The organism is Photobacterium angustum (assembly GCF_003026365.1).
Lineage (GTDB): Bacteria > Pseudomonadota > Gammaproteobacteria > Enterobacterales > Vibrionaceae > Photobacterium > Photobacterium angustum.
Map to the genome: position 1 here is coordinate 24354 of NZ_PYOM01000013.1, position 25046 is coordinate 49399.

The following is a 25046-nucleotide window of genomic DNA, read 5'->3' on the forward strand; positions in this document are numbered from 1 at the left end:
GGTTCTCCTTAACCTTGATGTGCTGTGCGAATAGCGTTAATGACTGCTTGCGCTTTGCCACGCGTTTCATCGGCTTCTGCTTGTGAAATGGAGTCGTAAACCACGCCAGCACCAGCTTGAACACTCGCAATACCATTCTCAACATAGGCTGAGCGGATAACGATACAAGTATCCATATCACCGTGACCAGTAAGGTAACCGACAGCACCGCCATAACTACCACGACGACGTTGTTCAACATCACGGATAAGCTGCATAGCTCGGATTTTCGGTGCCCCTGTTAATGTGCCCATGTTCATACACGCTTGATACGCATGAAGGGCATCAAGATCGCCTCGCAATTGGCCTACCACACGAGAAACTAAGTGCATCACATGGCTGTAGCGATCAACTTTCAGTAAATCTGCTACATAGCGGCTACCTGCTTCACTGATCCTGGCGACATCATTACGTGCTAGATCCACTAGCATCATGTGTTCAGCATTCTCTTTTTTATCGCAACGTAGCTCTAATTCAATGCGACCATCTAAATCAAGGTTAATTGATCCGTCGCTGTTTTTGCCTCGTGGTCGAGTACCAGCAATCGGGTATATCTCTACTTGGTTTGAATCTGAACAATATTTCAGTGCACTTTCAGGAGAGGCGCCAAACAGGGTAAATTCTGAATCTTGTAAAAAGAACATGTAAGGGCTTGGATTACCAATTTTCAATGCTTTATATGCTGCGAGAGTTGAAGGGCATGGCAAAGTAAATTGGCGTGATGGCACTACTTGGAACACATCGCCATTGATAACGTATTGTTTAAGATCGTTAACAGTTTGGCAGAAATCTTCATCACTAATAGAAGCCTCTGGCTCACATTTGTCTAATACTTGTGCGGGTGGCACAGGCTGAGGGTTTAAACAGATCTCTTTAATCGTTTGTAGGCGACGACTCAAATCGTGGTAGCTATTGGTGTAATGCTCGCCACCAAATAAAGTTGCTTGCAGCGTGCCTTTACGACGTTGGTGATCGATAATCAACAAGGTTTCGGCAATATAGAAAATATAGTCAGGACAGTTATTGTCTTGCTTCACTTCTGGTAGCGGCTCAAAATCAGCGACTAAGTCATACGCAAATAAGCCACCTAAGAATAAGGCTTCTTTTGGGTGGTGTTTGGTATTAAAGGCATGTTGGATCAAACGTAGAGCATCGAATGATGAGGTTTGACGTAAGCGGCTATCCTCATCAATATCATGAGCGTGGGATGGAAATACCAAGGTTAATGTTTTTCCATTGAGTACTGCATGAATATCGTTAGGCAGTTGGCTTTGTAAATGTGTAATGACATTCACACCATTACTGGTTAGTGCTTCCAACGTGACTTCTTTACTGCGGCAAACAATACGTACCGCAGCATCAACAAGCATTAAGCTCTTTAAATCTTGCTTAGAATCAACTTCTGCTGATTCTAATAAAAGGTTGTGCGGGCGATCGCCACAAACTGAAAAGTACAGTTCAGTGGGATCGGCAACATAAGGTACATCAAGGCTGAGAAGATCGATCTCATTAGCAGCTAATGTATTTTGCCCTAGTGGATGATTTCCTATTGAGTGAGTATTCACAGCGTTCTCCCTGCCGCTTCCACAAACGGTTTTAATTCCTGCATTAATTGTTCAAACATTGGTGCGGTTAATGCTTGATGACCATCAGATAAGGCTTCACATGGGTTTAAATGTGATTCGACAATGATGCCATCGGCGCCAACAGCAGCCGCTGCGCGTGAGAGTGGGATCACTAACTCACGAATACCTGTTCCATGGCTTGGGTCTACCAGCACGGGCAAATGGGTATGTTGCTTTAAATAAGCGACCGCGTTGAGATCCAATGTATTTCTCGTTGCTGTCTCAAACGTTCTAATACCACGTTCACACAAAATGATATTTGGGTTACCTGCATCATAAATATATTCAGCAGCGAGTAGCAATTCCTCGATAGTGGCTGAAAGTCCGCGTTTGAGCAAGATCGGTTTTTTACTTTCACCGATAATTTTTAACAAGCCATAGTTTTGCATATTTCTCGCACCAATTTGAAAACAATCAATATATTGAGTCATTTTTTCAACTTGGCTCACATCCATGACTTCAGATACGGTAGGTATACCGAGCATGTCATTGGCTTTTTTTAACAATTTTAACCCTTCAATACCTAATCCTTGGAAATCATAAGGGCTGGTGCGAGGTTTATAAGCGCCGCCTCGCAGTGCCATAGCACCATGAGACTTCACCATTTCAGCAACAGACAATAATTGTTGCTCTGATTCGACCGAGCAAGGGCCTGCAATAACAGCAAAACGATCGCCACCTACCGCAGCAGAGCCAAAACGTACCACTGTGTTGTGGGCTTGGACTTCTCGGCTAACCAGTTTGTATTTAGTTAAAATGGGTTTTACCGTTTCAACTAAAGGGTTTGCTTCTATATTTAAGCTTTGTAAAACACGTTCATCACCCAATGCACCTAACACAATGCGTTCACTGCCAGGCATATAGAGCGGTTTTAATCCGACACTGGCGATTTGAGCCAGTAGGCTTTTGGCATCAGCTTCTGTCGCTTGCGGTTTTAAGACAATAATCATGATGTCATCCTTGTAAATGGTCGCAGTGAAGGCTAGGTGCAGTGCCCGTTTTATTTTTTATCTGGTTAAATTCGGCGTTATAAAAAAGCCCGCAATGATGGCGGGCTCGTTGTAATTTTGCTGAGTTACAGCTATTCACACCGCCCGTAAGTAGGAGTGCCACCACCAATTATTGAAGAAAACGCATTGTTGATTTTGAATTTGCTGTAACATGTAAGAGTCCTATTAGGTATTAGTTACATTTTTGCTATCAGCTAAATGTACGTGATGCCTTTCAAGTAAGTATTGGATATTTGGTACCTGCGTACTAGTAAACTAGTTCACGATTATAAAGTCAAGAATAAAACTTATGTTGTTTGATTTACATAGCCATACTACAGCGTCTGACGGTCGCTTAACGCCGCAAGAATTAGTTCGACGAGCCGTAGATATGCGAGTCGACATCCTGGCAATTACTGATCACGATACGGTTGCTGGCCTACATGAAGCGCATACAGTGATAGAGCAAGAAGCCTTGCCTATTACGTTAATCAACGGTATTGAAATCTCTACCGTGTGGCAAAACTTTGATATTCATATCGTTGGTCTTAATATAGACCCACAAAATCCAACGTTAGTCGCGTTTATTGAGCAGCAAGTAGAGCGTCGACTTGAACGTGCTAAAGAAATTGGCGCGCGACTTGAGAAAAACAAAATGCCAGGGGCATTTGAAGGCGCTGCTAAACTTGCGGGTGATGCATCGATCACTCGTGCGCATTTCGCTCGTTGGATTGTTGAACAAGGTTATGCGAAAACCATGCAGGCAGTGTTTAAGAAATTCTTAACGCGCGGCAATCCGGGTTACGTACCACCAAACTGGTGCACTATCGCCGATGCTATTGATGTGATTCATGCCGCTGGCGGTAAAGCGGTTATTGCTCATCCTGGTCGTTATAACATGACGGCAAAATGGCTTAAGCGATTAATTCAGCATTTTATTGAAGCGGGTGGTGACGGTATGGAAGTATCGCAGCCTCAGCAAGCACCGCAAGAACGACGTACCTTAGGGGATTACGCCATACAATTTAATTTACTTGCTTCACAAGGGTCCGATTTTCATTACCAATCACCTTGGACTGAATTAGGACGTAACTTGTGGCTCCCTAAAGATGTGCCAGCAATTTGGCATGATTGGGAAGTTGAGAAAAAGCGAGTAGAGGTAGAAATTCAGGCTGAGCCTGCTGCCTCAAAGGAGGAATAATGAGTCAATTTTTTTATGTTCACCCAGAAACACCCCAAACGCGTTTGATTAAACAAGCGGTAGAAATTATTAAAAATGGCGGTGTTGTAGTTTATCCAACAGATTCTGGTTATGCCCTTGGTTGTCAGTTAGAAAACAAACAAGCACTAGAGCGTATTTGTCAGATCCGTCGTTTAAACGAAAAGCACAACTTCACTTTGTTATGCCGTGATTTATCTGAGCTATCTTTGTATACCCGTGTTGATAATATCGCTTTCCGTCTTTTACGTAATAACACTCCAGGTGCATACACCTTTATATTTAAAGGGACAAAAGAAGTACCTCGTCGTTTAATGAATGCTAAACGTAAAACGATTGGTATTCGTGTTCCTGATAATGCGATTGCACTGGCATTACTTGAAGCGTTAGGTGAGCCTCTAATGTCAACCAGTCTTATCTTACCGGGTAATGAAACAACAGAAGCGGATCCCGATGAAATTCGCGATAAGTTAGAACATGCTGTTGATTTGATTATGCATGGTGGTTACTTAGGTGAGCAGCCAACAACAGTGATTGATTTCAGTGAAGGTGAAATTAATATTGTTCGAATTGGTGCAGGTGATGTGACACCGTTTGAATGATCTAGAACGTTCTAAAATTCAGTAAATCTAATAAAAGCAAATAGTTAGTTTCTAGCTGTTTGCTTTTTTGTTTTTATCCCTATTTTATTTGTTTGATTTTCCTGTAAATAACCTCGCAATCGACTATCTTTTTATAGCTAACTTTGCCTTCTTTTGGCATAATGCGCGCCCACATTCTGATAAAAAGTGAGTAGTTAATGCCTCACACAGAATCCAAATTAATGCTATTCGCATAAATGGTTTTGGTTAATTAACTGTCTGATTTTAAATTAGAAAGTGTTATCCGAAATCTTTTGATGAGTATTTCGACGCCTGTGAAGGCGACAAAGGTTTGTCTACAATGAGTGAAAAATTACAGAAGGTATTGGCACGAGCTGGCCAAGGATCACGTCGTGAAATCGAATTAATGATCCAAAACGGTCGAGTGAGTGTTGATGGTGTCGTTGCTAAACTTGGCGATCGTCTTGAAGATTTATCAGTAAGTGTTCGTATTGATGGTCATAACATTGAGCTGATCTCTTCTGATGAAGAAATTTGCCGTATTCTTGCTTACAACAAGCCAGAAGGTGAGCTATGTACTCGTCACGACCCTGAAGGCCGCCGTACTGTATTTGATCGTCTTCCTCGCTTAAACACAGGTCGCTGGGTATCAGTAGGCCGTCTTGATGCGAACACCTCAGGTTTATTGTTGTTTACAACAGACGGTGAACTTGCTAACCGCTTAATGCACCCAAGCCGCACGGTTGAACGTGAATACATGGTTCGTGTATTTGGTGAAGTGACTGAGCAAATGGTAAAGAACGTTGTTAAAGGTGTTGAACTAGAAGATGGTTTAGCACGTTTTGAAGATGTTGTTTACGCTGGTGGTGAAGGTATGAACCATACCTTCTACGTAGTGATCACTGAAGGTCGTAACCGTGAGGTTCGTCGTTTATGGGATTCGCAAGGCGTTACTGTTAGCCGTCTTAAGCGTGTTCGTTACGGTGATGTTTACCTAACGAAAGATATGCCTCGTGGTGGTTGGAGTGAGCTTGAACTAAAAGAAGTGAATGAGCTTCGTGCGACAGTTGAACTTCCACCTGAGACTGAAACAGCATTAACTGTTGAAGGTCAAAAGCGTAAAAAAGGCATTCGTCAGATCCGTCGTGCTGTTCGTCGTCACGAAGAGCGTGTAGAAACCGGCGGTGGTCGCGGTCGTCGTGGTCGTGGTAACGATCGACGTAACCCTGGCTCTAGTCGTAATGCTGAAGTTGAAGCTCAATCAAATGAGCGTCGTGGTAATGGTCGTTCGCAGCCAGCAAAAGGTCGTGATAATCGCGATAGTCGCGATAACGGTAAGCCGCAATCATCAGGTCGCCCACAAACATCGGGTAAACCGCAATCATCAGGTAAGCGTAAGCCTTCAGGAAATGCAGCAAATCGCCGCAATCCTTTAGCCAATAAACCAGCTAAACCACGTACTCGTAAGTAATTGGTTTAGACTAAATGAATAATTAAAAGCCGACCTAGTGTCGGTTTTTTTGTATCCGCTAAGTCACGTGGTATAACTCAAATAGGCACAGAGTAAATAGTGTGAATATTGCTGTGATGCACTTTACTGTGAAGGGATGCTAAACATATAACGAATAGTCAGTGAGTATAGCAATGTTAGATACATTGAGAGAGCAACAACGGGGACGATTGATCACGGTCTTTGGCGTGATGGTATTAAGTTTTGATACGCTACTCGTGCGTTTAATTGATAGTAATGAATGGACATTAATTTTCTGGCGCGGCTTCTTACCTGCTGCCATGTTGTTTATTGTGCAGTGGTTTTCAGATAAAAAACTGATCACGCAACATTTACTGCGTCCATCGTTATTAACTTTAATTACTGCTGGGTTGTTTAGCGCATCTACCATTTGTTTTGTTTTATCACTGAATAATACCCAAGTGGCCAGTACCTTGGTTATTACCAATACTGCACCTTTATTTACGGCAGTGATTGGTTTCTTTTTCTTAAAAGAAAAGTTAGATAAGGCAACGATCTTTGCGATCATTATTGCTGTGGGTGGGATAGGGCTAGTGTTTGGTTATCATCCTACTATTGATGAGCTGAGAGGGGATTCACTTGCTTTAGTTTCTGCTATTGCGATAGCTGTCTATCTTGTGGCACTTCGTAAGACAGAGGGGCAGCTAGGCTCTATTTATATTATCCTTGCAGGTGTATTTACATCTATTATTTCGCTTTCTGTTGGCGCTAAACCGTTCGCACTGGATATGCAACATGCTATTTATATGTTCTTACTCGGTGGTATTGTGATCCCATTGTCTTTCTATTTGATTGCACATGGGCCACGTTATTTACCCGCAGCTGAAACCAGTTTGATTTTGTTGCTTGAAGTGCTTTTTGGTCCGTTGTTGGTATGGTTGATCATTGGGGAAACACCAACAGCCAATGTGTTGCTAGGCTCTGCTGTCGTTGTACTGACCTTGTCTTGTTTATTTGCTTGGCAATGGCGAAAACAACTTAAAACACAAAGTCACTAACACTAGATTTAGCTGTAAAAAGCCGACATTTGCGTCGGCTTTTTTGTTTATATCTCAATGAACAGCTTTATTCTTCTTCACAATGGCTGTGAGTCGATGTTGGCTTAGGCTGGGCATCAATACATTTACCAGAAACATGGCGGCTTTCTGGTCCCATTAGATACACATAGAGCGGGATGATATCTTTTGGCGTTTTAAGCTGCATTGCATCCTCTGCTGGGAAGGCTTTGGCACGCATTCCTGTTCTTGTGCCACCAGGATTTATTGCATTTACTTTTACGTTGGTGTTGCTTAATTCATCAGCAAGGACTTGCATCATGCCCTCGGTCGCAAACTTTGAAATAGCATAACTGCCCCAAAATGCACGACCACTATGACCAACGGTTGATGATGTGAAAATAATTCTGCCATCGGGTGATTTCTTGATAAACGGAATAACAGCTTGAGTTAATAAAAACTGCGCTTTCACATTGACTTGCATTACATCATCAAAGGTCGATTCTTCAATTTGTTCCAGTGGACTAAGTACGCCCAAGATCCCTGCGTTATGTAATACCCCATCGAGGCGACCAAATTGTTGCTCGATGGTATCCACCATATCGAGGTAGTGTTGTTTAGTCGCGCCCATTAAATCTAAAGGGATAATCGCTGGCTGTGTGTAGCCCAGAGTTTCAATTTCATCATAAACGGCTTCAAGTTTTGCTACTGTTCTACCGAGTAAAATAACCGTTGCACCATGGGCTGCATATTGAATAGCGGCTTCGCGTCCAATGCCATCACCTGCACCTGTTACTAAAATGACACGATCTTTAAGAGAATCAGCAGCATTATGGTATTCCACGTTAGCATCCTTCTAATGTTGATTTTTCTTGTTATTTGGCTGATTTTTCGCCGAAGAACCCCACCAAGTATTGAGCTTGGTAACAATATAGATTACTACTAAACAAAACATATCAGAATTTACTCGCTGATTAAATTTCCTTTCATCTTAAGACGTGATCTATAAACCGATTCATTACATTTTTCTGAAAGAGAAGATAGCGATAAACGTGATAACACAGTTACAATAACGGTTGGCACTTTTTACTGCCAACAAAGAGGATTGGATATTGGAATTTTTATTTGATTATGGACTATTTTTCGCCAAAATCGCGACAGTGGTTGTTGCGATTGTTGGTGTATTGGTACTAGTAAAAGCATTGAATGGTCGTCATGGTTCGCAGAAAGGTGAACTGGAAGTGAGCGATCTGACAGAACAATACAAAGATACTGTGAACCAACTTGAATCTCACTTATTTGATAAAGCGTTATTAAAAGCTCGCGATAAAACAGATAAGAAATCAGAGAAAGAAAAAGATAAAGCACGCCAACAAGAAGTGAAACAAGCGGCTAAAAATGGCAGCTTAGAAACATCACGTGATCCTCGTTTATTTGTTATTGATTTCCACGGTAGTATTGATGCGCGTGAAGTATCGTCATTACGTGAAGAGATCACGGCAATTCTGGCGGTTGCTATTGAAGGTGATGAAGTATTACTGCGCTTAGAAACGGGCGGCGGTATGGTACATGGTTATGGTTTAGCATCATCTCAACTTGATCGTTTAAAAGCAGCAGGCATTAAGCTGACGATTGCAGTTGATAAAGTAGCAGCAAGTGGCGGTTATATGATGGCATGTGTTGCTGATAAAATTGTTTCAGCCCCGTTTGCAATTGTTGGCTCAATTGGCGTGATTGCTCAACTACCTAACTTTAATAAGGTATTGAAAAAGAACGATATTGACTACGAGCAAATCACCGCTGGTGAGTTTAAGCGCACATTAACCATGTTTGGTGAGAACACTGATAAAGCACGTGAAAAATTCCAGATGGAAATCGAAGAAACTCACGGCTTATTTAAGAACTTTATTGCAGCTCACCGTCCAGATCTTGATCTTGAAAAAGTGGCGACGGGCGAACATTGGTTTGGTCAACAAGCGTTTGAATTAGGTTTGGTTGATCAAATTTCAACCAGCGATGATTTGATCACTGAAGCATGTAAAGACCGTGAAGTACTTAAAGTAAAATACGTACGTCGTAAGAAGCTTGCAGAGAAACTAGCAGGAGCATCAAGCGAAGCTGCGGATAGTTTACTGATGAAGTGGGTTGCGCGCGGTCAGCGTCCATTTATGTAAGTATTTGTACACAGATATTAAAAAACCCGCTTGATGCGGGTTTTTTTATTCTCGTCATTTTTAGCTTTCTAGCGTAAATTCAGGAGAAAGCTTGTGTGCGAGCATTTTGAACATATTGAAAACAACAGTGGTGTTTGGTGTTGGTAATCCTTCATCATCAAGGAAGTATTCACCTTTGAAAATTAATACACCATCGCGCTCTTCGACAGAAGTTGCACGCATCCCATCAATATAAGACTCTTGATCTTGAATGATTTGGTTAGCAATCATTAGTAAATCAGTTGATGAAATTGGGTTTTTATCACTCATAGTAAAGTCTCAAACAATCTAATAGCCTGCATAGTCTATTTAACTTAATTGAATAAAACAAATAAACAAAAATGTAGAGTGTTTATTATTTAATCAATATTAAGGTATGTTTTGTTTTAATGTCTTTAATTGTGTGACCAAATACATAAAAAATTTTTTTACGTTAGTCAGTGATATTAGATAAATGGTAATGATCTGCGCAAATTCATGCCCAATTTATTTTGTGGTAGCTAATAGCTTTTGTAAAACAACATTTTTCTTCTACTATATCTTTTTAAATCATACTGTTATTTGATAGTTTGTTATATTACATTTATGTTATACATTTTGTTAACAACTGGGGAAGGTACAACCAAACAGACAGATTTCGTTAAAAAGCAGTTGACCTTCTTGTATTCTAGCCCAATATGTAAATAGAATTTTACGTAGCGGCAATGAAATTTTTCATTGCAAAAATGTTTGATTACGAAAAAGATCATAGGCAATCATATTAATTCACTGCTCCTATCTTTTTATGATTAGTGACTTAATGAGATTGGTTGAATGTTGCTGAATTACTCGGTAATACAGTAGCAATTTTTTATTTTTATATTTAGCGAGCACGAGGACGTAATAGAGTCATTATGGGTAAATCTCTCGTTATCGTGGAGTCCCCCGCCAAGGCTAAAACGATTAATAAGTACTTGGGTAAGGATTTCATTGTTAAGTCAAGTGTTGGTCACGTTCGTGATTTACCAACAGGTGCACGTAGTAATGGCAAGAAAGCCGCGGCAACATCGACCAAAGGGTTGAGTGTTGAAGAAAAAGCACGCATCAAGCAAGAGAAAGACCGTAAAGCGCTGATCAGTAAAATGGGGGTTGATCCCTATGATGATTGGAACGCGCATTACGAAGTGCTTCCGGGTAAAGAAAAAGTCGTTAATGAATTACAAAAACTAGCAGCAGACGCTGACTATGTTTATCTCGCAACCGATTTGGACCGCGAAGGAGAAGCCATTGCGTGGCACCTTCGTGAGATCATCGGTGGCGATGATGCACGCTATAAGCGAGTTGTGTTCAACGAAATTACGAAGAATGCAATCCAGCAGGCCTTTGAAGAGCCTGGTGAACTTAATATTGATGGTGTAAACGCACAGCAAGCACGTCGTTTCTTAGACCGTGTTGTTGGCTTTATGGTTTCACCATTACTGTGGAAAAAAGTCGCTCGTGGTTTATCTGCGGGTCGTGTTCAGTCTGTAGCGGTTAAATTAATCGTTGAACGTGAACGCGAAATTAATGCTTTTGATCCTGAAGAGTTTTGGGATATCCACGCTGACACATTAACCGTCGGTAAAGATGCGTTACGTTTAATGGTGGCTCAACAGGCTGGTAAAACATTCCGTCCTGTTAATGAAAAAGACACCATGGCGGCAAAAGCGTTACTTGAAAAAGCAGCGTACGAAGTGATTGATCGTGAAGATCGTCCAACTAGCAGTAAACCATCAGCGCCATACATTACCTCAACACTGCAACAAGCGGCGAGTACGCGCTTAGGTTACGGTGTTAAGCGTACAATGGGCTTAGCGCAACGTTTATACGAAGCGGGTCACATTACCTATATGCGTACCGACTCAACCAACCTATCTAAAGAGGCGGTTGAATCAGCACGTGAGTTTATTGGTAGTGAGTACGGTGATGAATATTTGCCAAAAGCGGCCAATGTTTATGGCAGTAAGAAAAATGCTCAAGAAGCGCACGAGGCGATTCGTCCTTCTCACGTAGAAATGAAAGCTGAAAACCTAGAAGGTATGGAAGCTGATGCGGTTAAGTTATATGACTTAATTTGGCGTCAATTCGTATCATGTCAAATGGTGCCAGCGAAATACGATTCGAGCACGATTACGGTAAAAGCGGGTGACTTTAGCTTAAAAGCGAAAGGTCGTACGTTACGTTTTGCTGGTTGGACTCTAGTACAGCGTCCATCTGGTAAAAATGAAGACACTACGCTGCCTATGGTTAACGTGGGCGATGTATTGAAGCTAGAACAACTCGAACCTAAGCAACACTTTACTAAGCCGCCAGCGCGCTTTACAGAAGCAGCATTGGTTAAAGAACTAGAAAAGCGTGGCATTGGTCGTCCATCAACTTATGCATCTATTATTTCAACGATTCAAGATCGTGGTTATGTGCGTGTTGATCAGCGTCGTTTTTATGCTGAGAAGATGGGGGAGATTGTTTCAGATCGCTTAGACGGTAGTTTCCCTGACTTGATGGATTTCGATTTTACTGCCCGTATGGAAGGTAATCTCGATAAAATCGCTGAAGGTGAGAAAAACTGGAAGAAAGTGCTTGATGAGTTCTTCTCTGATTTCACTACTGAGCTTGAAAAAGCTGAGCTTGATGAATCAGAAGGCGGCATGAAGCCTAACAATATCGTATTAACTGATATTGAATGTCCAACGTGTTCTCGCCCAATGGGGATTCGAACTGCATCAACGGGTGTATTCCTAGGTTGTTCTGGTTACGCACTGCCACCTAAAGAGCGTTGTAAAACAACGATCAACTTAGGTAGTGAAGAAGGCATTGTTAACGTACTTGAAGAAGACGTTGAAACGGCAGCATTACGTGCCAAGAAACGTTGTCCTATTTGTAGTACTGCAATGGACGCCTACCTGATCGACAAAGATCGTAAACTACACGTTTGTGGTAATAACCCAAGCTGTGAAGGTTACATCGTTGAAAAAGGTGAGTTCAAGCTTAAAGGCTATGAAGGCCCTGTTATCGAATGCGACAAGTGTGGTTCTGATATGGAACTGAAAAACGGTCGCTTCGGTAAGTACATGGGCTGTACTAATGAAAGCTGTAAGAACACCCGTAAGATCCTGAAAAATGGTGAAGTTGCGCCACCGAAAGAAGATCCAGTACATCTTCCAGAAATACCTTGTACGCAAGATACTGATGCTTACTTTGTACTTCGTGACGGCGCGTCTGGTTTGTTTATGGCAGCAAGTACCTTCCCTAAATCGCGTGAAACACGTGCGCCGTTAGTGGAAGAGCTAGTACGCTTTAAAGATCGCCTATCACCTAAGTTTACTTACCTAACTGAAGCGCCAGTGGCAGATCCAGACGGTCTACCAACTGTGGTTCGTTTTGCTCGTAAGAGTAAAGAAAACTACGTGCGTTCTGAGATTGACGGTAAGCCTTCAGGTTGGACTGCACTTTACGTTGATGGTAAATGGGAAATCACGGACAAACGTAAAAAGCCAAAGAAAGAGAAAGCAGAAAAAGAGAAAAAGTAATCTTTATTTCTCGCTAATAAAAACGCCACCAGTGAAAGTTATTACTAGTGGCGTTTTTGTTTTTTAGCGTACAAAACATCTAATCGTGGTGATGAGTGTAAATATAAGCTTATTCAGGTACGCCACTGTGGAAACGGAAAGTGTTGTCAGGCGCTTGAATTAGCTCTGCTTCTTTTGCACCAATCACATTGACACGATCACTTATATCCTGACCCGCAATTTTTTCAGCTAGCGTTAAATAATCCTGATAATGGCGAGCTTCTGAGCGTAATAACGAGATATAAAACTTTTTGAGTTCAGGGTCTAAATAAGGCGCTAACTTGGCAAAACGTTCACAAGAGCGCGCTTCAATGAAAGCACCAACGATGAGTTTATCGATTAATGTTGCCGGCTCATGAGTACGCACTGCTTTCATTAAGCCTTTGGCGTAACGTCCCGCATGCAAGTTAGAGTAGGGAATATCACGTTTTTCCATGATCTCTAACACTTGCTCAAAATGGTGAAATTCTTCTTTAATTAAACGCACCATTTTTTCAATGAGCTCTTCACCATAAGGAAAATCAGGACGAGCGACCAATGGTGCAGATAAGCCATTTTTTTTGTTATGAAATAGCGCAGTAGAGCGATTAGCGCCACCGTAAACGAAATCTTCATAAGGTTTCGCCCATGCAAGTAGCGCTTCACCACTGGCTTTATCAACTGCATATTTACGTACCATGAACATCGCGGTTTGGCTGGCTTTTAGTTCACAGTTACAGTGATCGACTAACAATGCAGTTAGGTTTTCTGGTTTGCGTGCCTCTTCAATCCAACTATCTGGTGTTTCACATTGAAGAAATTGTTTAATGGGCGTCAGTAGCTCATTGATCATCTGTTGAGTGTTATCCATAAGGCGTATCTATTTATTGTTATAAGACGTAAAAAAGGCCGCTACTGCGACCTTGGTAGATGAAGCTATTTTAAGCCAAAGTAAATCAAATCACCATTTACGCTTTGGCTGGAATAAGACATCGAGATCGTCTTGGTCTTTATCGAGCTGTTGTTGGCGCTCTTGTTCGTAGTTCATTGATTGCTTGTTATCAATTTCATCAAGCATCAGCTGTAGTTTTTCTCGTGCTTGGTTAGCATAGTTGTCATTTTTAGCTGAAAGTACATCAATGCCTTTCTTAAGCAATTGCTTTGCTGTACCAATTTGTCCTTTAATACGCGCTTCATTCGCGCGCTTAACGACATTTTCAATATTAATACGTAGTTGAATCGACTCTAAACGGGCATTCTCGTTAACAAATGCCTGAGTACCCATACGGCCTTTACTGTGCTCACTTTTGATCACTGTCTTCAAACGTTTGACAAGCTGTAGCATACCAATCGCTTGTTTGTCCGTATTCGGCACTTTAAAAGGGGTAATGTCGGCATTACTGTAATTAGCTTCTAAATGGGTAATTTGCTCGCTGACATTTTTTATACGGTGAGTCAAAGAGCGATCACTAGGTGATGCTTCTGACATTTGTTGTAAAGCATCAACAATACGTTGGTTTAAGCAGACCAATAATTCTTTGCTATAAGGCAGGTGATGCGCATTACCGATTAACTCTTCAGTCGCATCAATAATCGCAATATGCTTAGCCAATTCTTGTTGCTTGATCGACTCTAAACGCTGGCGATATTGAATAATAACGTTGTAGCCAACAATAAGCGCAAGTAACAGACCAATGAGGCCTATAACTAAAGGAATACTCATAAGATATATCTATCTTCCATGCATTAATCTTGAATATTGCAGGATACACTATCTCTAAAAAACAGCCTAGTGAGATGCTTACTAAATAGGAGCTTTGTTCAGATCGATATGTAATTTGTGCTGTGTGGCAAATTTAGGCGTAACAAAATATCCCGAAAGTCGCTTAATATGTGTGCTTGTTGAAATGTTGAGATATTTTACCGGTCTTGATTTATTGTCAAAACATTGAGTTAGGTAACTAAAAAACAAACAAATGCTATGAAATTAACTGATTTCAATATATAAAATGTTAATTACATGGTTGCATTCTTATACCTGTCTCATTAAATACCATAAGGGCTTGATGGATGTGGTGTGAAAGGTAACGGATTATTGAGTAGGTAGGCGGTACCATGAAATTACAACAGCTACGTTATATTGTTGAGGTGGTTAATCACAACCTTAACGTTTCATCGACGGCTGAGAGTTTATATACTTCTCAGCCCGGTATTAGTAAGCAAGTTCGATTGCTCGAAGATGAACTTGGCATTCAGATTTTTGAACGAAGTGGTAAGCATTTAACTCAAGTGACACCTGCTGGTGAAGAAATTGTTCGTATTTCACGTGATATTCTATCAAGAGTAGAAAGCATCAAGGCTGTAGCTGGTGAACATACTCACCCTGAAATGGGAACGCTAAACATTGCGACGACCCATACCCAAGCACGCTATGCTTTGCCATCGGTGATTCAAGGTTTTACAGCACGATACCCGAAAGTATCATTACACATGCATCAAGGAACGCCATCTCAAATTGCTGATGCCGTTGGTAAAGGTCGTTCAGATTTTGCTATTGCGACAGAAGCGTTGCATTTGTATCAAGATATGATCATGTTGCCATGTTATCACTGGAATCGTTCAATCGTGGTTCGTAGTGATCATCCATTAGCAACCAAAACAAACATTACTATTCACGATTTAGCGGCTTATTCTCTTGTGACGTATGTTTTTGGTTTTACTGGACGCTCAGAGCTTGATAGTGCATTTAATCGTTCAGGTTTGACGCCTAAGATTGTATTTACGGCAACAGATGCGGATGTTATTAAAACTTACGTACGTTTAGGCATTGGTGTTGGTGTCATCGCCAGCATGGCAATGGATCTTGAAACAGATAAAGATTTAGTTGCTATTGATGCCAGCCATATTTTTGAAGCGAGTACGACCAAGATAGGCTTTAAGAAAGGTACATTCTTGCGTACGTATATGTACGACTTTATGGAACGTTTTGCACCTCACTTGACTCGTAATGTGGTCGATCAAGCAATAGCGTTAAAGACTAATGGTGAAATTGAAGCGATGTTTGCTTCTTTTGATTTACCGGTACGATAACTTTTTTGTTCTCTATTTTTAAAACCGCCACTCTTGGCGGTTTTGTTGTTTATAGGAAGGTGTATTTAGGTATACACTAGCGCCCCTTGTTTTTATGTACCTTAAAGTTGCTATTTTATGACTTGCTATGCCAACACTTTTCACCAATTAGATACGTTATTGACGAAAAATAGACAATATTGGCAGTTTGTTCCTTTTGCTGATGAGGGGTTTGCATGGCAACAGCAACACCCTGAATTTTGTCAATGGTTACAGTCTATTGATGATCAAAGTTTGCAGCAGTTAAATCAAGATCATGACGCACTATTAGCAGCGTTTGAACCATGGATCCCTGATGCTAAAACATTAGCTGATTTAGCGAAAACGCCGTCGCTACAAAAAACAGAATACGCGTATCCTAAAAACTTTGATACAGGTATTCCTGGGCGTAAATGGCAACAAATCACAGCATTTAATCATGTATTGCCACGCCTGAATTTACCGTGGCTTGAATGGTGCGCGGGAAAAGGCTTTCTAGGGCGCGTATTATCGGTTAGCCACCAACAGCCTGTAACAAGTTTAGAATGGCAACCGCAATTATGTATTGATGGTGAAGCCGCGGCGAAACAACTGGGATTAGATATCCATTTTGTTCAAGGTGATGCGTTTGATGTAAGCAGTCAGCAATATATTAAAGAGCAACAACATGCTGTTGCTCTGCACGCCTGTGGTGATTTGCATGTGTCGCTCATTAAACAAGTTGTGGCGAAAAAAGGAAAGGCGGTGAGTCTATCTCCGTGTTGCTATCACTTGATCCAAAACTCACATTATCAGCCGTTATCAACAGCTGCAAAATCGAGCCAGCTGCAGTTATCTAAGCATGACTTACGTTTACCGTTGCAAGAGACCGTGACGGCTGGAAATCGCGTTAAGCAACTTCGGTTTATTGAGGTTAGTTTTCGGTTAGGGTTTGATTTATTACAGCGAAAAATTAATCAATCGAGCACTTACTTACCTGTCCCGAATGTACAAAAAGCGTTATTAGGTGAAGGTTTTAAATCTTTTTGTTGTTGGGCTGCAGATCAGAAAGGGATTGTATTACCCGCTAACATTGACTTCGATTATTGGCAGCAACAGGGCGAACAACGTTTTGCGATAACAGAGCGAATGGAGCTAGTTCGTCAATTGTTTCGTCGACCACTTGAATTATGGTTAGTGCTTGATCGTGTTTGTTATCTTGAAGAATTTGGCTACAACGTATCGTTAGGAACATTCTGCGAAAAACAAATGACACCAAGAAATTTATTGATTCACGCTGAACGTTGTTAATGTTTTATGGGCAATATAATACCACCGTGAAATCACGGTGGTATTATTGATATTAGTAAAGCTGAGTTTACTATTTCGTCAGTAGCGTCGAAAGAATCCCCTTCTCTAATTCGCTAACAGAGAGGGGCTTATTAAAGTAATAACCTTGGCAATAATTGAAATTACAGCTTTGGATATATTCTAGCTGCTCTTTCGTTTCAACCCCTTCAGCGACCACTTTAAGATTGAGTTTATTACAAATGGCTTTTGTTGCTTCAACAATTGCTTTCCCACTGTCATGCTCATTTTGAACAAAACTTTGGTCTAGCTTAACAGTACTGATTGGAAGGTTTTGCAATTGTGATAACGATGAGTATCCAGTACCAAAATCATCAAGATAAAGTTCAAAGCCGAGTGCAGCAATAGCATCTAAACATGGCATGGCCTCACTGAATTCTTGCAGCATGGCAGATTCGGTTATTTCTAATGCTACTTGAGCTGGGTCTATATTATATTCTTCAATAATTGCCTTTAGCTCATCTAAAAGAGACATTTTTAGTTGTGCACGAGATAAATTAATACTCATGATTAACTTGGTATCGTATTGTTGATTCCACTTTTCCAATTGTTTACAAGCGTTCCTCAGCACCCAAGAGCCAATAGGGACAATTTGCCCTGTTTCTTCAGCCAATGGAATAAACTCAGCAGGAGATACATGGCCTAAAGAGTCGTCATACCAACGAATAAGCGCTTCAAAGCCTTTTAGCAACATTGTATTAAGATCAATGATAGGTTGGTAATACAATTCAAAGTCTTTAATTTCAAGTGCTTGAGATAAGTGATGGCGTAGTGCGTTTTTACGATATAGTGTTTCTGCTAAATGAGGTTGGAAATGATAGCTACAGTTACGACCATGCTTTTTAGCACAATGCATTGCCATATCAGCTTGAGTAATTAAGGTCTCAAAACTATTGGCATCTTTAGGGTATTGCGCAGTACCTATACTGCATCCAATCGATATTTCACCAATATTTTTGATATAGAAAGGGCTGTTTAGCGCAGAAATTATTTCTTGGGTTAGTTGGACTAAATTAGATGCATATCGATCTTCAACTTGGATTATAAACTCATCACCACCAAAACGGGCGACAAGCCCGCGTCCTCTTATTGTATCTAATAATCTAATTGCAACAGCTCTTAATAACTTATCGCCAATAGCGTGTCCATAAGTATCGTTAATCAGTTTGAAGCTATCGAGATCAAGAAATAACAAATGGTACGGAAGTGAGGAGTGATGGCTAGCTTTGAGTGCCGTAGAAATACCGCGTCGGTTCATTAAACCCGTTAGAAAGTCGTGTTCAGCATTATAACGTTCGCGCTGTAAGTTCTCTTTTTCTTTGGTGATGTTAACAACTTGAAGTAGGAGTTGAGATTTATCAGATAGCCATTTAGTTTCAATGTTAAACCAAATATGACTTTTTCCTGTCCAACATAATCGGCTATGTTTAAGGTTTAGATTATTTTTAGCGTCAGATATCCACTGTTGAGCAATATCACTATCGCCAACAAAGGATGCTAAGTTACTGAGCTCTGCACCATAGGTTTTGGTAAACACGGTATTGGCACTCACCAAGTTACCTTGTTCATTAAATAGCAGCGCGAGATTAGAGTAATCTGAAAAAGCGAGTTCACGTCGAATGCTTGATTCATCACCGATAACCTCCACAAGCATTGCAACACGGTTATCAGGCAAATTGATGCCAGAGAAAATGCAAAGCAAGTTTTTGCCTACCTTTCTTGGATCTAAATGCCACCATGTTTTGACTGTTTTATTTTGTTTAAATGTTTCGCGGTACTCTTCTAAGGTTGCTTCTACTGCGGCTGACATATCTTTGCCAAGATCGCGCGATCGAAGTTCGTTGTGAGAGGAAGACTCCCATAAAGGAAGTGCTTTGTCGTTAGCCCAAATGATTTGTTTGTGGTCAAAATCAAAAATCCAAATAGGACTTTGAAGATGATTTAAAGGCGAGTAAATATCCATCACCAATATCTTTTTAATTATTATGTAAAATGATTTTAACTGACATATAAAAAAGAGAATATAAATTTTTTTATAAATACGTGATATTACTCCACAAAATTATGCTTTGCATGCAATATTTTGTATAACAAGTTGGCGGGTATTTTGGTGGGATTAACTTATTGTAATAGAATGTTTTTATTGTTTAAATATATTCTTAAAATGTAAAGCAATAAGAAAGTAACAAAATTACTTTCTTATTCTTTATGTTTATTTATCAATTATCCAACAGCTGGAATTAAGCCGACCATTTGTAATGTTTGTGCCGATATAATTAAAACACCCGCCATTGTCACAATAATCAAGCCAAAATTACCACCCTTTACTTTATAAGGTGAAATTTCTTTAGATATATTATGCTTTCTTCTCTGAGATCTAACCATTGCGACAGGTAAAAATATCGCCAAAATTACTAAAGCAATGGCTGCGTATCCCAGTGCCATAATAAAGCCTTGTGGGTAAAAGATAGCAAAAGCAAGGGGAGGCAAGAAGGTGATCACGCCAGTTTGCATACGACCACTCACATTACTTGAACGTTTCAAGCTATCAGCTATAAAATCAAATAACCCTAAACTAACACCTAAGAAAGATGTTGCTAGTGCAAGATCTGCAAAAATAGAGACAGATTGGCTAACCATAGGATTATGGAGTAAATCACTTAAACTTGCGATAAAACTGCCCAATGTTGTACTAGCCATTAACTCTGGTTGACTCATTACACCTTGACTTGCTAATTGCCATAAAACGTAGATAAAAAGAGGCAGTGCCGAGCCAATAATCATGACTTTTTTTAATGTCTTAATTTCAATGCCTATGTAACGCACAATTGATGGAATACTGCCGTGGAAACCAAAAGAGGTAAAAACAACAGGTAATGCTGATAAAATTAAGCCTTTTTGTACGGGCATTTCAACAAGGTGTTGTCCCTCAACATGTGGAACTAATAATCCCAGCATGACGGCTAGCGCAACAATTTTTGCAGCAAAAAGTAATCGGTTTACCAAATCAACGGTATGAGTACCAACAGAAACTATCGCAGCAATTAAAAGCGTAAATAATAATGCGCCTAATTGTGGAGGGATGGATGTATTAAACCAGCCACTTAACTTCTCACTTAACTGACCACCACCACCAGCAATGTAGGCTGCACATAAAGAATAAAGCAGAAAGATCATGGCAAAATTAGCAATGATTTGTCCTTTGCGACCAAGAAGTTGTTGAGCCAAAGTATTTAATGTCGCATTGGTATCTGCATGTTGATGAACTTCAATCATCAATAAAGCGGTGTAAGTCATTAGTGCCCATATGCCGAACATGGCAACTAATGCGGTGGTAAACCCAAGTCCAGCAGAAGCGAGAGGGAGGGCTAACATGCCTGCACCAATAGTCGTACCTGCAATAATAAGCATACTGCCGAGTGTTTTATTTAAAGCCATTTGTGTTGCTCCCAGAGGTAAATAATTAGATCGGGAGGTGGTCGTTATTGATCACCTATCGTTGCTCCCTATGAAAATAGAGGCCACAGAGGCGTATCGAGATGAGTGTAAACTTTTAATTACATCTTGATAATAGCCACTGTGGCTATCGATAGGTATGTGCTGTCGAGGTATGCTTCATTAAATTTGCTCTAACCGTTTTTTACTAGTGGATGTGTTGTTTTTAATAGCGTATTTCACTATGAGGTCACATTAACGATAGATATCTCTCCTGTCAACAATAGTTTTACATGTGTAAACTTATCTTTACATAAATTGGTGTGGAGATTAATTGCGTGATTGATGAAAGGAAGGCTGTATAACAAATGATGTTAGGCATAGACTAATAACACTCGATGTTCGGTGAATGATTCAGAGGGATAGGATGCTTGAAATTACAATGATAAGTACCGGTGAAGAGGTTTTACTGGGTGATATAACAGATACTAATGCAGCGTGGTTATCTCGTCTTTTTTTTCAACATGGTTTTCCAATGACACGTCGAATAACTGTTGGCGATCATTGTGAGCGGTTAGCAAAAGAAATTGAGTCATGCAGTTTTAATAGCGATATCGTTATTGTTAATGGTGGACTTGGGCCAACAACTGATGATTTAAGTGCTGCCGCGGCGGCAATGGCTGCTGATGTTGGTTTAGAGCAATCTGAACATTGGGTTGCTGAGATGAAAGCAAAATATAAAAAGCTTAATCGAGAAATGCCAGCGGCTAATTTGAAGCAAGCAATGCTACCTGAAGGGGCTGAATTAATCGATAACCCTGTTGGCACTGCCTGTGGCTTTTCGATTAAATTAAATCGTGCTTGGATATGTTTTACTCCAGGTGTTCCCAGTGAATTTAAGTTTATGGTTAAAGAGAAAATACTGCCATATTTACAATTACACTATCCTCAAAGCCAATCGTTGCACTGCCATCGATTATTTACTTATGGTTTGTCAGAGTCGGGAATAAGTGACACCTTGAAGCATATCGTTTTACCGCACGGTTATGAATTGGGGTATCGTTCTTCATTACCGTTTATTGAGGTGAAACTATTCGCACCATCTAATGATCGCTATGCACTAGAACTATTAAATGAAATGGAACGATTGTTAGGCGATAACATTGTAGGCAAAAATTTAAGCTTACTTGATAACCTTGAATACCTCATTGAAAAAAAGCAAAAGAAAATAGGGTTATTGGAGCATTCAACGGGTGGTTTTGTTGTCAATTGGCTTAATCAAAAATGTAAGTTGAGTGAATATATTGTATCTGCCACCGTGAATCATAATGCTACGAAAGAAGAGAGCAATTTAGAAACGTTAGTGAGTGAAATAGATAAGCAACTGTCTCTCATTTATAGTCACTCAAAGGTCGATATTGGCTTATATTCTGGCGCTATAGCAGGAGACTGTTTTACTGTAGGGATAATCACTATAGAAGGTCGGTGGATCCAACAATTACAATTTAAGCGTGAATACACATATAACGCTCAACGTTCGATTATTGCCACAGTGCTTCTTGATATGCTTCGTCGTCAACTGGAAGGGATTAGTGTTTTTGGTCACTATGAATCGTTAAATAGAATATTGCAAAAAACATAGTCTATAACTGTTAGGTTAACCTATATTACAGATTATGAATCATAGCGTTGACAAGTAAAATACAAGCATAATATTGGCATGGGTTATAAAGATTGCGCCTCGTTTTGAATGCTGTATTATTAAATAGCATTAAGAGCAAATAATTGCAAATTAGCATGCTATCTTCCTGATAGCAAAGTTAACTGAGTAACATATTTCGTTGCTATGGTTATGATTTGAAAATCGCAAAGGATAGAAGATAAATGACTTTTAAATTAAAAAAGCTAGCGTTAGCCACTTCAGTTGTACTTTCTGCATTCATGCTACAAGCTTGTAATGATGCTGACACTGCGGCAAATCACAACCAGCAGCAAACAGAATCAACGGCTAAAACAGAGAAAGCTGAGATGAAATCATTAGATGTTAATGTTATTTACCTTGATCGCCGAATGCTACCACCAGGTGCTGTCTTGAATGTTGCATTAGAAGATGTGTCTCTTGCTGATGCACCATCAACGACAATTACAAGTGAAGCTATGGACGTTGCAGGTGCGCCACCATACCCTTTAACACTTCAATATGATGCTGCGAAAATTCAAAATAATCATCGTTATAGCTTACGTGCAACCATTAAGGTTGGTGATAAGTTAGTAATGACTTCAACAACTAACATTGACCCATTTGCAGCAGATGTAAAACAACCGATTGAAATTAAATTAGACCGTGTTGCTCATCAGCAAAATGGAACAGCAGAGAATACTACTCTAGTTGGTCAGCAATGGAATTTAGTGACGCTTGAAGGTGAAACTGTAAAACCTGGTGCTGGTGGTAATGTGGCATTTATTCAATTTGATATGGATAAAAAATCGGCTCATGGTTTTTCTGGCTGTAATAACTTCCAAGGCGTATTTGAAACATCTAATGGCACATTAACGATGGGGCCTGCAGCTGCAACACGTAAAATGTGTATGGATGGTATGGAGCTAGAAAAGTCATTTTTAGAAACTATGCCTAATTTTGCAAGCTATGTGATTGTTGATAATGTGCTTACAGTGAAAGATAAGCAAGGAAAACAAATTGCTACTTTTAAAAGCGATAAGTAAGACTAAAAAATAACAGATAAATAGCTATAGTAGTTTGATAAAGCGTATAAGTTGTAATTTATAATTGCGACTTATACGCTTTTTTTAGTTAAAAACTCATTAAATATCCTAAATAAGACTGTAACCGAAACTTAATATGTTTTTTAGGTGTTCTAAGAATATACATCTATTCTAATATTATATTTATTTGTACGACCTTAAAGTTTATTTATTAATAATTAAAGGGTTAAATAAATAATAAAACATTAAAACTTAGTGTATTTAATAACTTAGAAGGTTGCTTATTTTATGAGTTCTACCAGTAATAAAATGGGATTAATGGGATTAACAACCATTGTCACCGTTAATATGATGGGATCTGGAATAATATTATTACCATCAAGTCTTGCTGCAACAGGAGGGATAGCCCTGTTAGCTTGGGTTGTTACAGCATTAGGTGCACTTGCAATTGCTTATTCTTTTGCAAAGTGTGGAATGTATTGTACAGATGATGGCGGTATGTCCGCATATGCTGAAAAAGCACATGGTAAATCCAGTTTTTTTATTGCCTCTTATACTTACTATGTGTGTCTAGTTATTAGTGCAGTCGCTATTGCTGTTTCGTGTGTTGGTTACTTGGAATACTTTATTCCATGGTTAAAAGAAACGCCATTCCAAACATTCATTGGTGTAGTGGCTATTTTAATTATTACTATGTTTGCCAATGTTAGAGGTGCAAAAATAACAGGCCAAATATCTACGGTAACCGTATGGGGGATTATTATTCCTGTGCTTGGTTTATCTATTATTGGTTGGTTTTGGTTTGATACTAAAATTTTTGCAGAAGCTTGGAACCCAAACAATATCTCGGTTGGTAGTGCGATTTATGCTGGTATGGCACTAACGTTATGGGCTTTCTTAGGAATAGAATCAGCAGGGGCTAATTCAGGTACAGTTGAAAATCCTAAACGTAATGTGCCTCTTGCTTGTATGCTTGCCACCGTTTTTTCTGCAGCAACGTATATTGCATCAACAACTGTTATTCAAGGCATTATTCCTAACGATATATTGGCTAAGTCTGACTCTCCTTTTGGTCTCGTTTTTGCTCAGATGTTTAGCCCATTCGTTGGGGAAATTATTACTGCAATGGCAATTATGGCATGTGTTGGTTCACTGCTTGGTTGGCAATTTACGAATGCCCAAGTGTCTAAAGTTGCTGCTGATATGCGATTATTTCCAAAGATTTTCTCTGATGTTAATAAGCATGATGCGCCGTTTAAAGGCATGATGATAATGTTAGCATTAGAATTACTTCTTGCAGTAATGACGATCTCTCCAACATTACTAAAACAATTTAATGTATTAGTGAACCTAGCTGTATTTATTAATATGGTTCCATATATTCTCGCACTCACGGCTCTTGGCATTATTATGAGACAGAGTCAGGTTAATCAAAAAGAATATAATACTGGTATTTTAATCGGTTCAGTTGCCGTTATTTACAGTATTTATGGCGCGTATTCTACTGGTGAGGAAGCTGTATTCTATGGCACTGTTATTACATTGTTTGGTTATTTCTTCTATGGGTTCATTGCGAGCCGAGATGCTGTTCCTAATAAAACATAAAGGTTGGCTTTAATTTAAAAACAAATGATCTATCGATATAAATTTGAA

At 39.8% G+C, this 25046-nt stretch carries 19 protein-coding genes and 1 other annotated feature; of the genes, 11 read left to right on the top strand and 8 right to left on the bottom strand.

All coding sequences use genetic code 11. The annotated features are described in order from the left end of the window. Window positions 1-8: 8 nt before the first annotated feature. Both CTN01_RS14175 and aroF read right to left on the bottom strand, forming a co-directional pair. Entirely contained in the window at window positions 9-1604 is a 1596-nt protein-coding gene (locus CTN01_RS14175; protein WP_045149577.1) for an anthranilate synthase component 1, read from the bottom strand. Next, entirely contained in the window at window positions 1601-2614 is a 1014-nt protein-coding gene (gene aroF / locus CTN01_RS14180; protein WP_005370798.1) for a 3-deoxy-7-phosphoheptulonate synthase, read from the bottom strand. Before aroF ends, CTN01_RS14175 begins: the two co-directional genes overlap by 4 nt. Before the next feature lie 79 nt (window positions 2615-2693). After that, window positions 2694-2788, bottom strand: a sequence feature (Trp leader region). Window positions 2789-2963: 175 nt separating this feature from the next. Between aroF and rnm the strand changes: the two genes are divergently transcribed. The 4 genes from rnm to CTN01_RS14200 all read left to right on the top strand — a co-directional run bounded on the left by rnm (window position 2964) and on the right by CTN01_RS14200 (window position 7003). Further along, window positions 2964-3854, top strand: coding sequence for an RNase RNM (gene rnm / locus CTN01_RS14185; RefSeq protein WP_045149578.1), 891 nt, complete (start codon window positions 2964-2966; stop codon window positions 3852-3854). Beyond that, window positions 3854-4474 carry an L-threonylcarbamoyladenylate synthase gene (locus CTN01_RS14190; RefSeq protein WP_045149579.1) on the top strand — a complete coding sequence of 207 codons (621 nt, stop codon included), beginning with the start codon at window positions 3854-3856 and terminating at the stop codon, window positions 4472-4474. The genes rnm and CTN01_RS14190 overlap by 1 nt, the downstream gene beginning before the upstream one ends. Before the next feature lie 340 nt (window positions 4475-4814). After that, window positions 4815-5945 carry a 23S rRNA pseudouridine(2605) synthase RluB gene (gene rluB, locus CTN01_RS14195; protein ID WP_005370804.1) on the top strand — a complete coding sequence of 377 codons (1131 nt, stop codon included), beginning with the start codon at window positions 4815-4817 and terminating at the stop codon, window positions 5943-5945. Between the two features lie 173 nt (window positions 5946-6118). Continuing rightward, complete coding sequence (locus tag CTN01_RS14200) at window positions 6119-7003, top strand: DMT family transporter (protein WP_045149580.1); 885 nt, start codon at window positions 6119-6121, stop codon at window positions 7001-7003. 67 nt (window positions 7004-7070) lie between these two features. Here the strand turns inward: CTN01_RS14200 and CTN01_RS14205 are convergent, their stop codons facing one another. Then, window positions 7071-7844 (bottom strand): YciK family oxidoreductase, encoded by a 774-nt coding sequence (locus CTN01_RS14205; protein WP_045149581.1) that lies wholly within the window; start codon window positions 7842-7844, stop codon window positions 7071-7073. A 268-nt stretch (window positions 7845-8112) separates the two neighbouring features. Between CTN01_RS14205 and sohB the strand changes: the two genes are divergently transcribed. Continuing rightward, window positions 8113-9174, top strand: coding sequence for a protease SohB (gene sohB / locus CTN01_RS14210; RefSeq protein ID WP_045082624.1), 1062 nt, complete (start codon window positions 8113-8115; stop codon window positions 9172-9174). 60 nt (window positions 9175-9234) lie between these two features. Here sohB and CTN01_RS14215 read toward each other — a convergent pair whose 3' ends face one another. Continuing rightward, window positions 9235-9483 (bottom strand): YciN family protein, encoded by a 249-nt coding sequence (locus tag CTN01_RS14215; RefSeq protein ID WP_045082623.1) that lies wholly within the window; start codon window positions 9481-9483, stop codon window positions 9235-9237. A 623-nt stretch (window positions 9484-10106) separates the two neighbouring features. On the opposite strand from CTN01_RS14215, the gene topA reads away from it, so the two are divergent. Beyond that, a complete protein-coding gene (gene topA, locus CTN01_RS14220) occupies window positions 10107-12761 on the top strand; it encodes a type I DNA topoisomerase (RefSeq protein ID WP_045149582.1) in 2655 nt (884 codons plus the stop codon). A 109-nt stretch (window positions 12762-12870) separates the two neighbouring features. Here topA and miaE read toward each other — a convergent pair whose 3' ends face one another. Both miaE and CTN01_RS14230 read right to left on the bottom strand, forming a co-directional pair. Next, the gene (gene miaE / locus CTN01_RS14225; RefSeq protein ID WP_045149583.1) at window positions 12871-13650 is read right to left on the bottom strand and encodes a tRNA isopentenyl-2-thiomethyl-A-37 hydroxylase MiaE; all 780 of its coding nucleotides are present in this window, start codon (window positions 13648-13650) and stop codon (window positions 12871-12873) included. A 90-nt stretch (window positions 13651-13740) separates the two neighbouring features. Beyond that, window positions 13741-14502 (bottom strand): hypothetical protein, encoded by a 762-nt coding sequence (locus tag CTN01_RS14230; RefSeq protein WP_045149584.1) that lies wholly within the window; start codon window positions 14500-14502, stop codon window positions 13741-13743. A 392-nt stretch (window positions 14503-14894) separates the two neighbouring features. Here CTN01_RS14230 and cysB point away from each other — a divergent pair, with 392 nt between their 5' ends. Then, window positions 14895-15869, top strand: coding sequence for an HTH-type transcriptional regulator CysB (gene cysB / locus CTN01_RS14235; protein WP_045149585.1), 975 nt, complete (start codon window positions 14895-14897; stop codon window positions 15867-15869). A 117-nt stretch (window positions 15870-15986) separates the two neighbouring features. Continuing rightward, window positions 15987-17177 (top strand): methyltransferase, encoded by a 1191-nt coding sequence (locus tag CTN01_RS14240; RefSeq protein WP_045149586.1) that lies wholly within the window; start codon window positions 15987-15989, stop codon window positions 17175-17177. A 70-nt stretch (window positions 17178-17247) separates the two neighbouring features. Here CTN01_RS14240 and CTN01_RS14245 read toward each other — a convergent pair whose 3' ends face one another. Both CTN01_RS14245 and tyrP read right to left on the bottom strand, forming a co-directional pair. After that, window positions 17248-19197 (bottom strand): putative bifunctional diguanylate cyclase/phosphodiesterase, encoded by a 1950-nt coding sequence (locus tag CTN01_RS14245; protein WP_045129531.1) that lies wholly within the window; start codon window positions 19195-19197, stop codon window positions 17248-17250. A gap of 260 nt (window positions 19198-19457) precedes the next feature. Then, window positions 19458-20672, bottom strand: coding sequence for a tyrosine transporter TyrP (gene tyrP / locus CTN01_RS14250; RefSeq protein WP_107188464.1), 1215 nt, complete (start codon window positions 20670-20672; stop codon window positions 19458-19460). 424 nt (window positions 20673-21096) lie between these two features. Here tyrP and CTN01_RS14255 point away from each other — a divergent pair, with 424 nt between their 5' ends. From CTN01_RS14255 to potE, 3 genes are all read left to right on the top strand, one after another. Continuing rightward, window positions 21097-22311 (top strand): CinA family nicotinamide mononucleotide deamidase-related protein, encoded by a 1215-nt coding sequence (locus CTN01_RS14255; RefSeq protein ID WP_107342181.1) that lies wholly within the window; start codon window positions 21097-21099, stop codon window positions 22309-22311. 242 nt (window positions 22312-22553) lie between these two features. Beyond that, window positions 22554-23393, top strand: coding sequence for an META domain-containing protein (locus CTN01_RS14260; RefSeq protein ID WP_045149587.1), 840 nt, complete (start codon window positions 22554-22556; stop codon window positions 23391-23393). 288 nt (window positions 23394-23681) lie between these two features. Continuing rightward, window positions 23682-24998, top strand: coding sequence for a putrescine-ornithine antiporter (gene potE, locus CTN01_RS14265; RefSeq protein ID WP_045129535.1), 1317 nt, complete (start codon window positions 23682-23684; stop codon window positions 24996-24998). Window positions 24999-25046: the final 48 nt, after the last annotated feature.

What these genes read in the sequence shown, in the direction of transcription:
- aroF (WP_005370798.1), bottom strand. Translation starts at nt 2,614, where the DNA reads ATGATTATTGTCTTAAAACCGCAAGCGACAGAAGCTGATGCCAAAAGC.
- rnm (WP_045149578.1), top strand. Translation starts at nt 2,964, where the DNA reads ATGTTGTTTGATTTACATAGCCATACTACAGCGTCTGACGGTCGCTTA.
- CTN01_RS14190 (WP_045149579.1), top strand. Translation starts at nt 3,854, where the DNA reads ATGAGTCAATTTTTTTATGTTCACCCAGAAACACCCCAAACGCGTTTG.
- rluB (WP_005370804.1), top strand. Translation starts at nt 4,815, where the DNA reads ATGAGTGAAAAATTACAGAAGGTATTGGCACGAGCTGGCCAAGGATCA.
- CTN01_RS14200 (WP_045149580.1), top strand. Translation starts at nt 6,119, where the DNA reads ATGTTAGATACATTGAGAGAGCAACAACGGGGACGATTGATCACGGTC.
- CTN01_RS14215 (WP_045082623.1), bottom strand. Translation starts at nt 9,483, where the DNA reads ATGAGTGATAAAAACCCAATTTCATCAACTGATTTACTAATGATTGCT.
- topA (WP_045149582.1), top strand. Translation starts at nt 10,107, where the DNA reads ATGGGTAAATCTCTCGTTATCGTGGAGTCCCCCGCCAAGGCTAAAACG.
- miaE (WP_045149583.1), bottom strand. Translation starts at nt 13,650, where the DNA reads ATGGATAACACTCAACAGATGATCAATGAGCTACTGACGCCCATTAAA.
- CTN01_RS14230 (WP_045149584.1), bottom strand. Translation starts at nt 14,502, where the DNA reads ATGAGTATTCCTTTAGTTATAGGCCTCATTGGTCTGTTACTTGCGCTT.
- cysB (WP_045149585.1), top strand. Translation starts at nt 14,895, where the DNA reads ATGAAATTACAACAGCTACGTTATATTGTTGAGGTGGTTAATCACAAC.
- CTN01_RS14240 (WP_045149586.1), top strand. Translation starts at nt 15,987, where the DNA reads ATGACTTGCTATGCCAACACTTTTCACCAATTAGATACGTTATTGACG.
- CTN01_RS14245 (WP_045129531.1), bottom strand. Translation starts at nt 19,197, where the DNA reads ATGGATATTTACTCGCCTTTAAATCATCTTCAAAGTCCTATTTGGATT.
- tyrP (WP_107188464.1), bottom strand. Translation starts at nt 20,672, where the DNA reads ATGGCTTTAAATAAAACACTCGGCAGTATGCTTATTATTGCAGGTACG.
- CTN01_RS14255 (WP_107342181.1), top strand. Translation starts at nt 21,097, where the DNA reads ATGCTTGAAATTACAATGATAAGTACCGGTGAAGAGGTTTTACTGGGT.
- CTN01_RS14260 (WP_045149587.1), top strand. Translation starts at nt 22,554, where the DNA reads ATGACTTTTAAATTAAAAAAGCTAGCGTTAGCCACTTCAGTTGTACTT.
- potE (WP_045129535.1), top strand. Translation starts at nt 23,682, where the DNA reads ATGAGTTCTACCAGTAATAAAATGGGATTAATGGGATTAACAACCATT.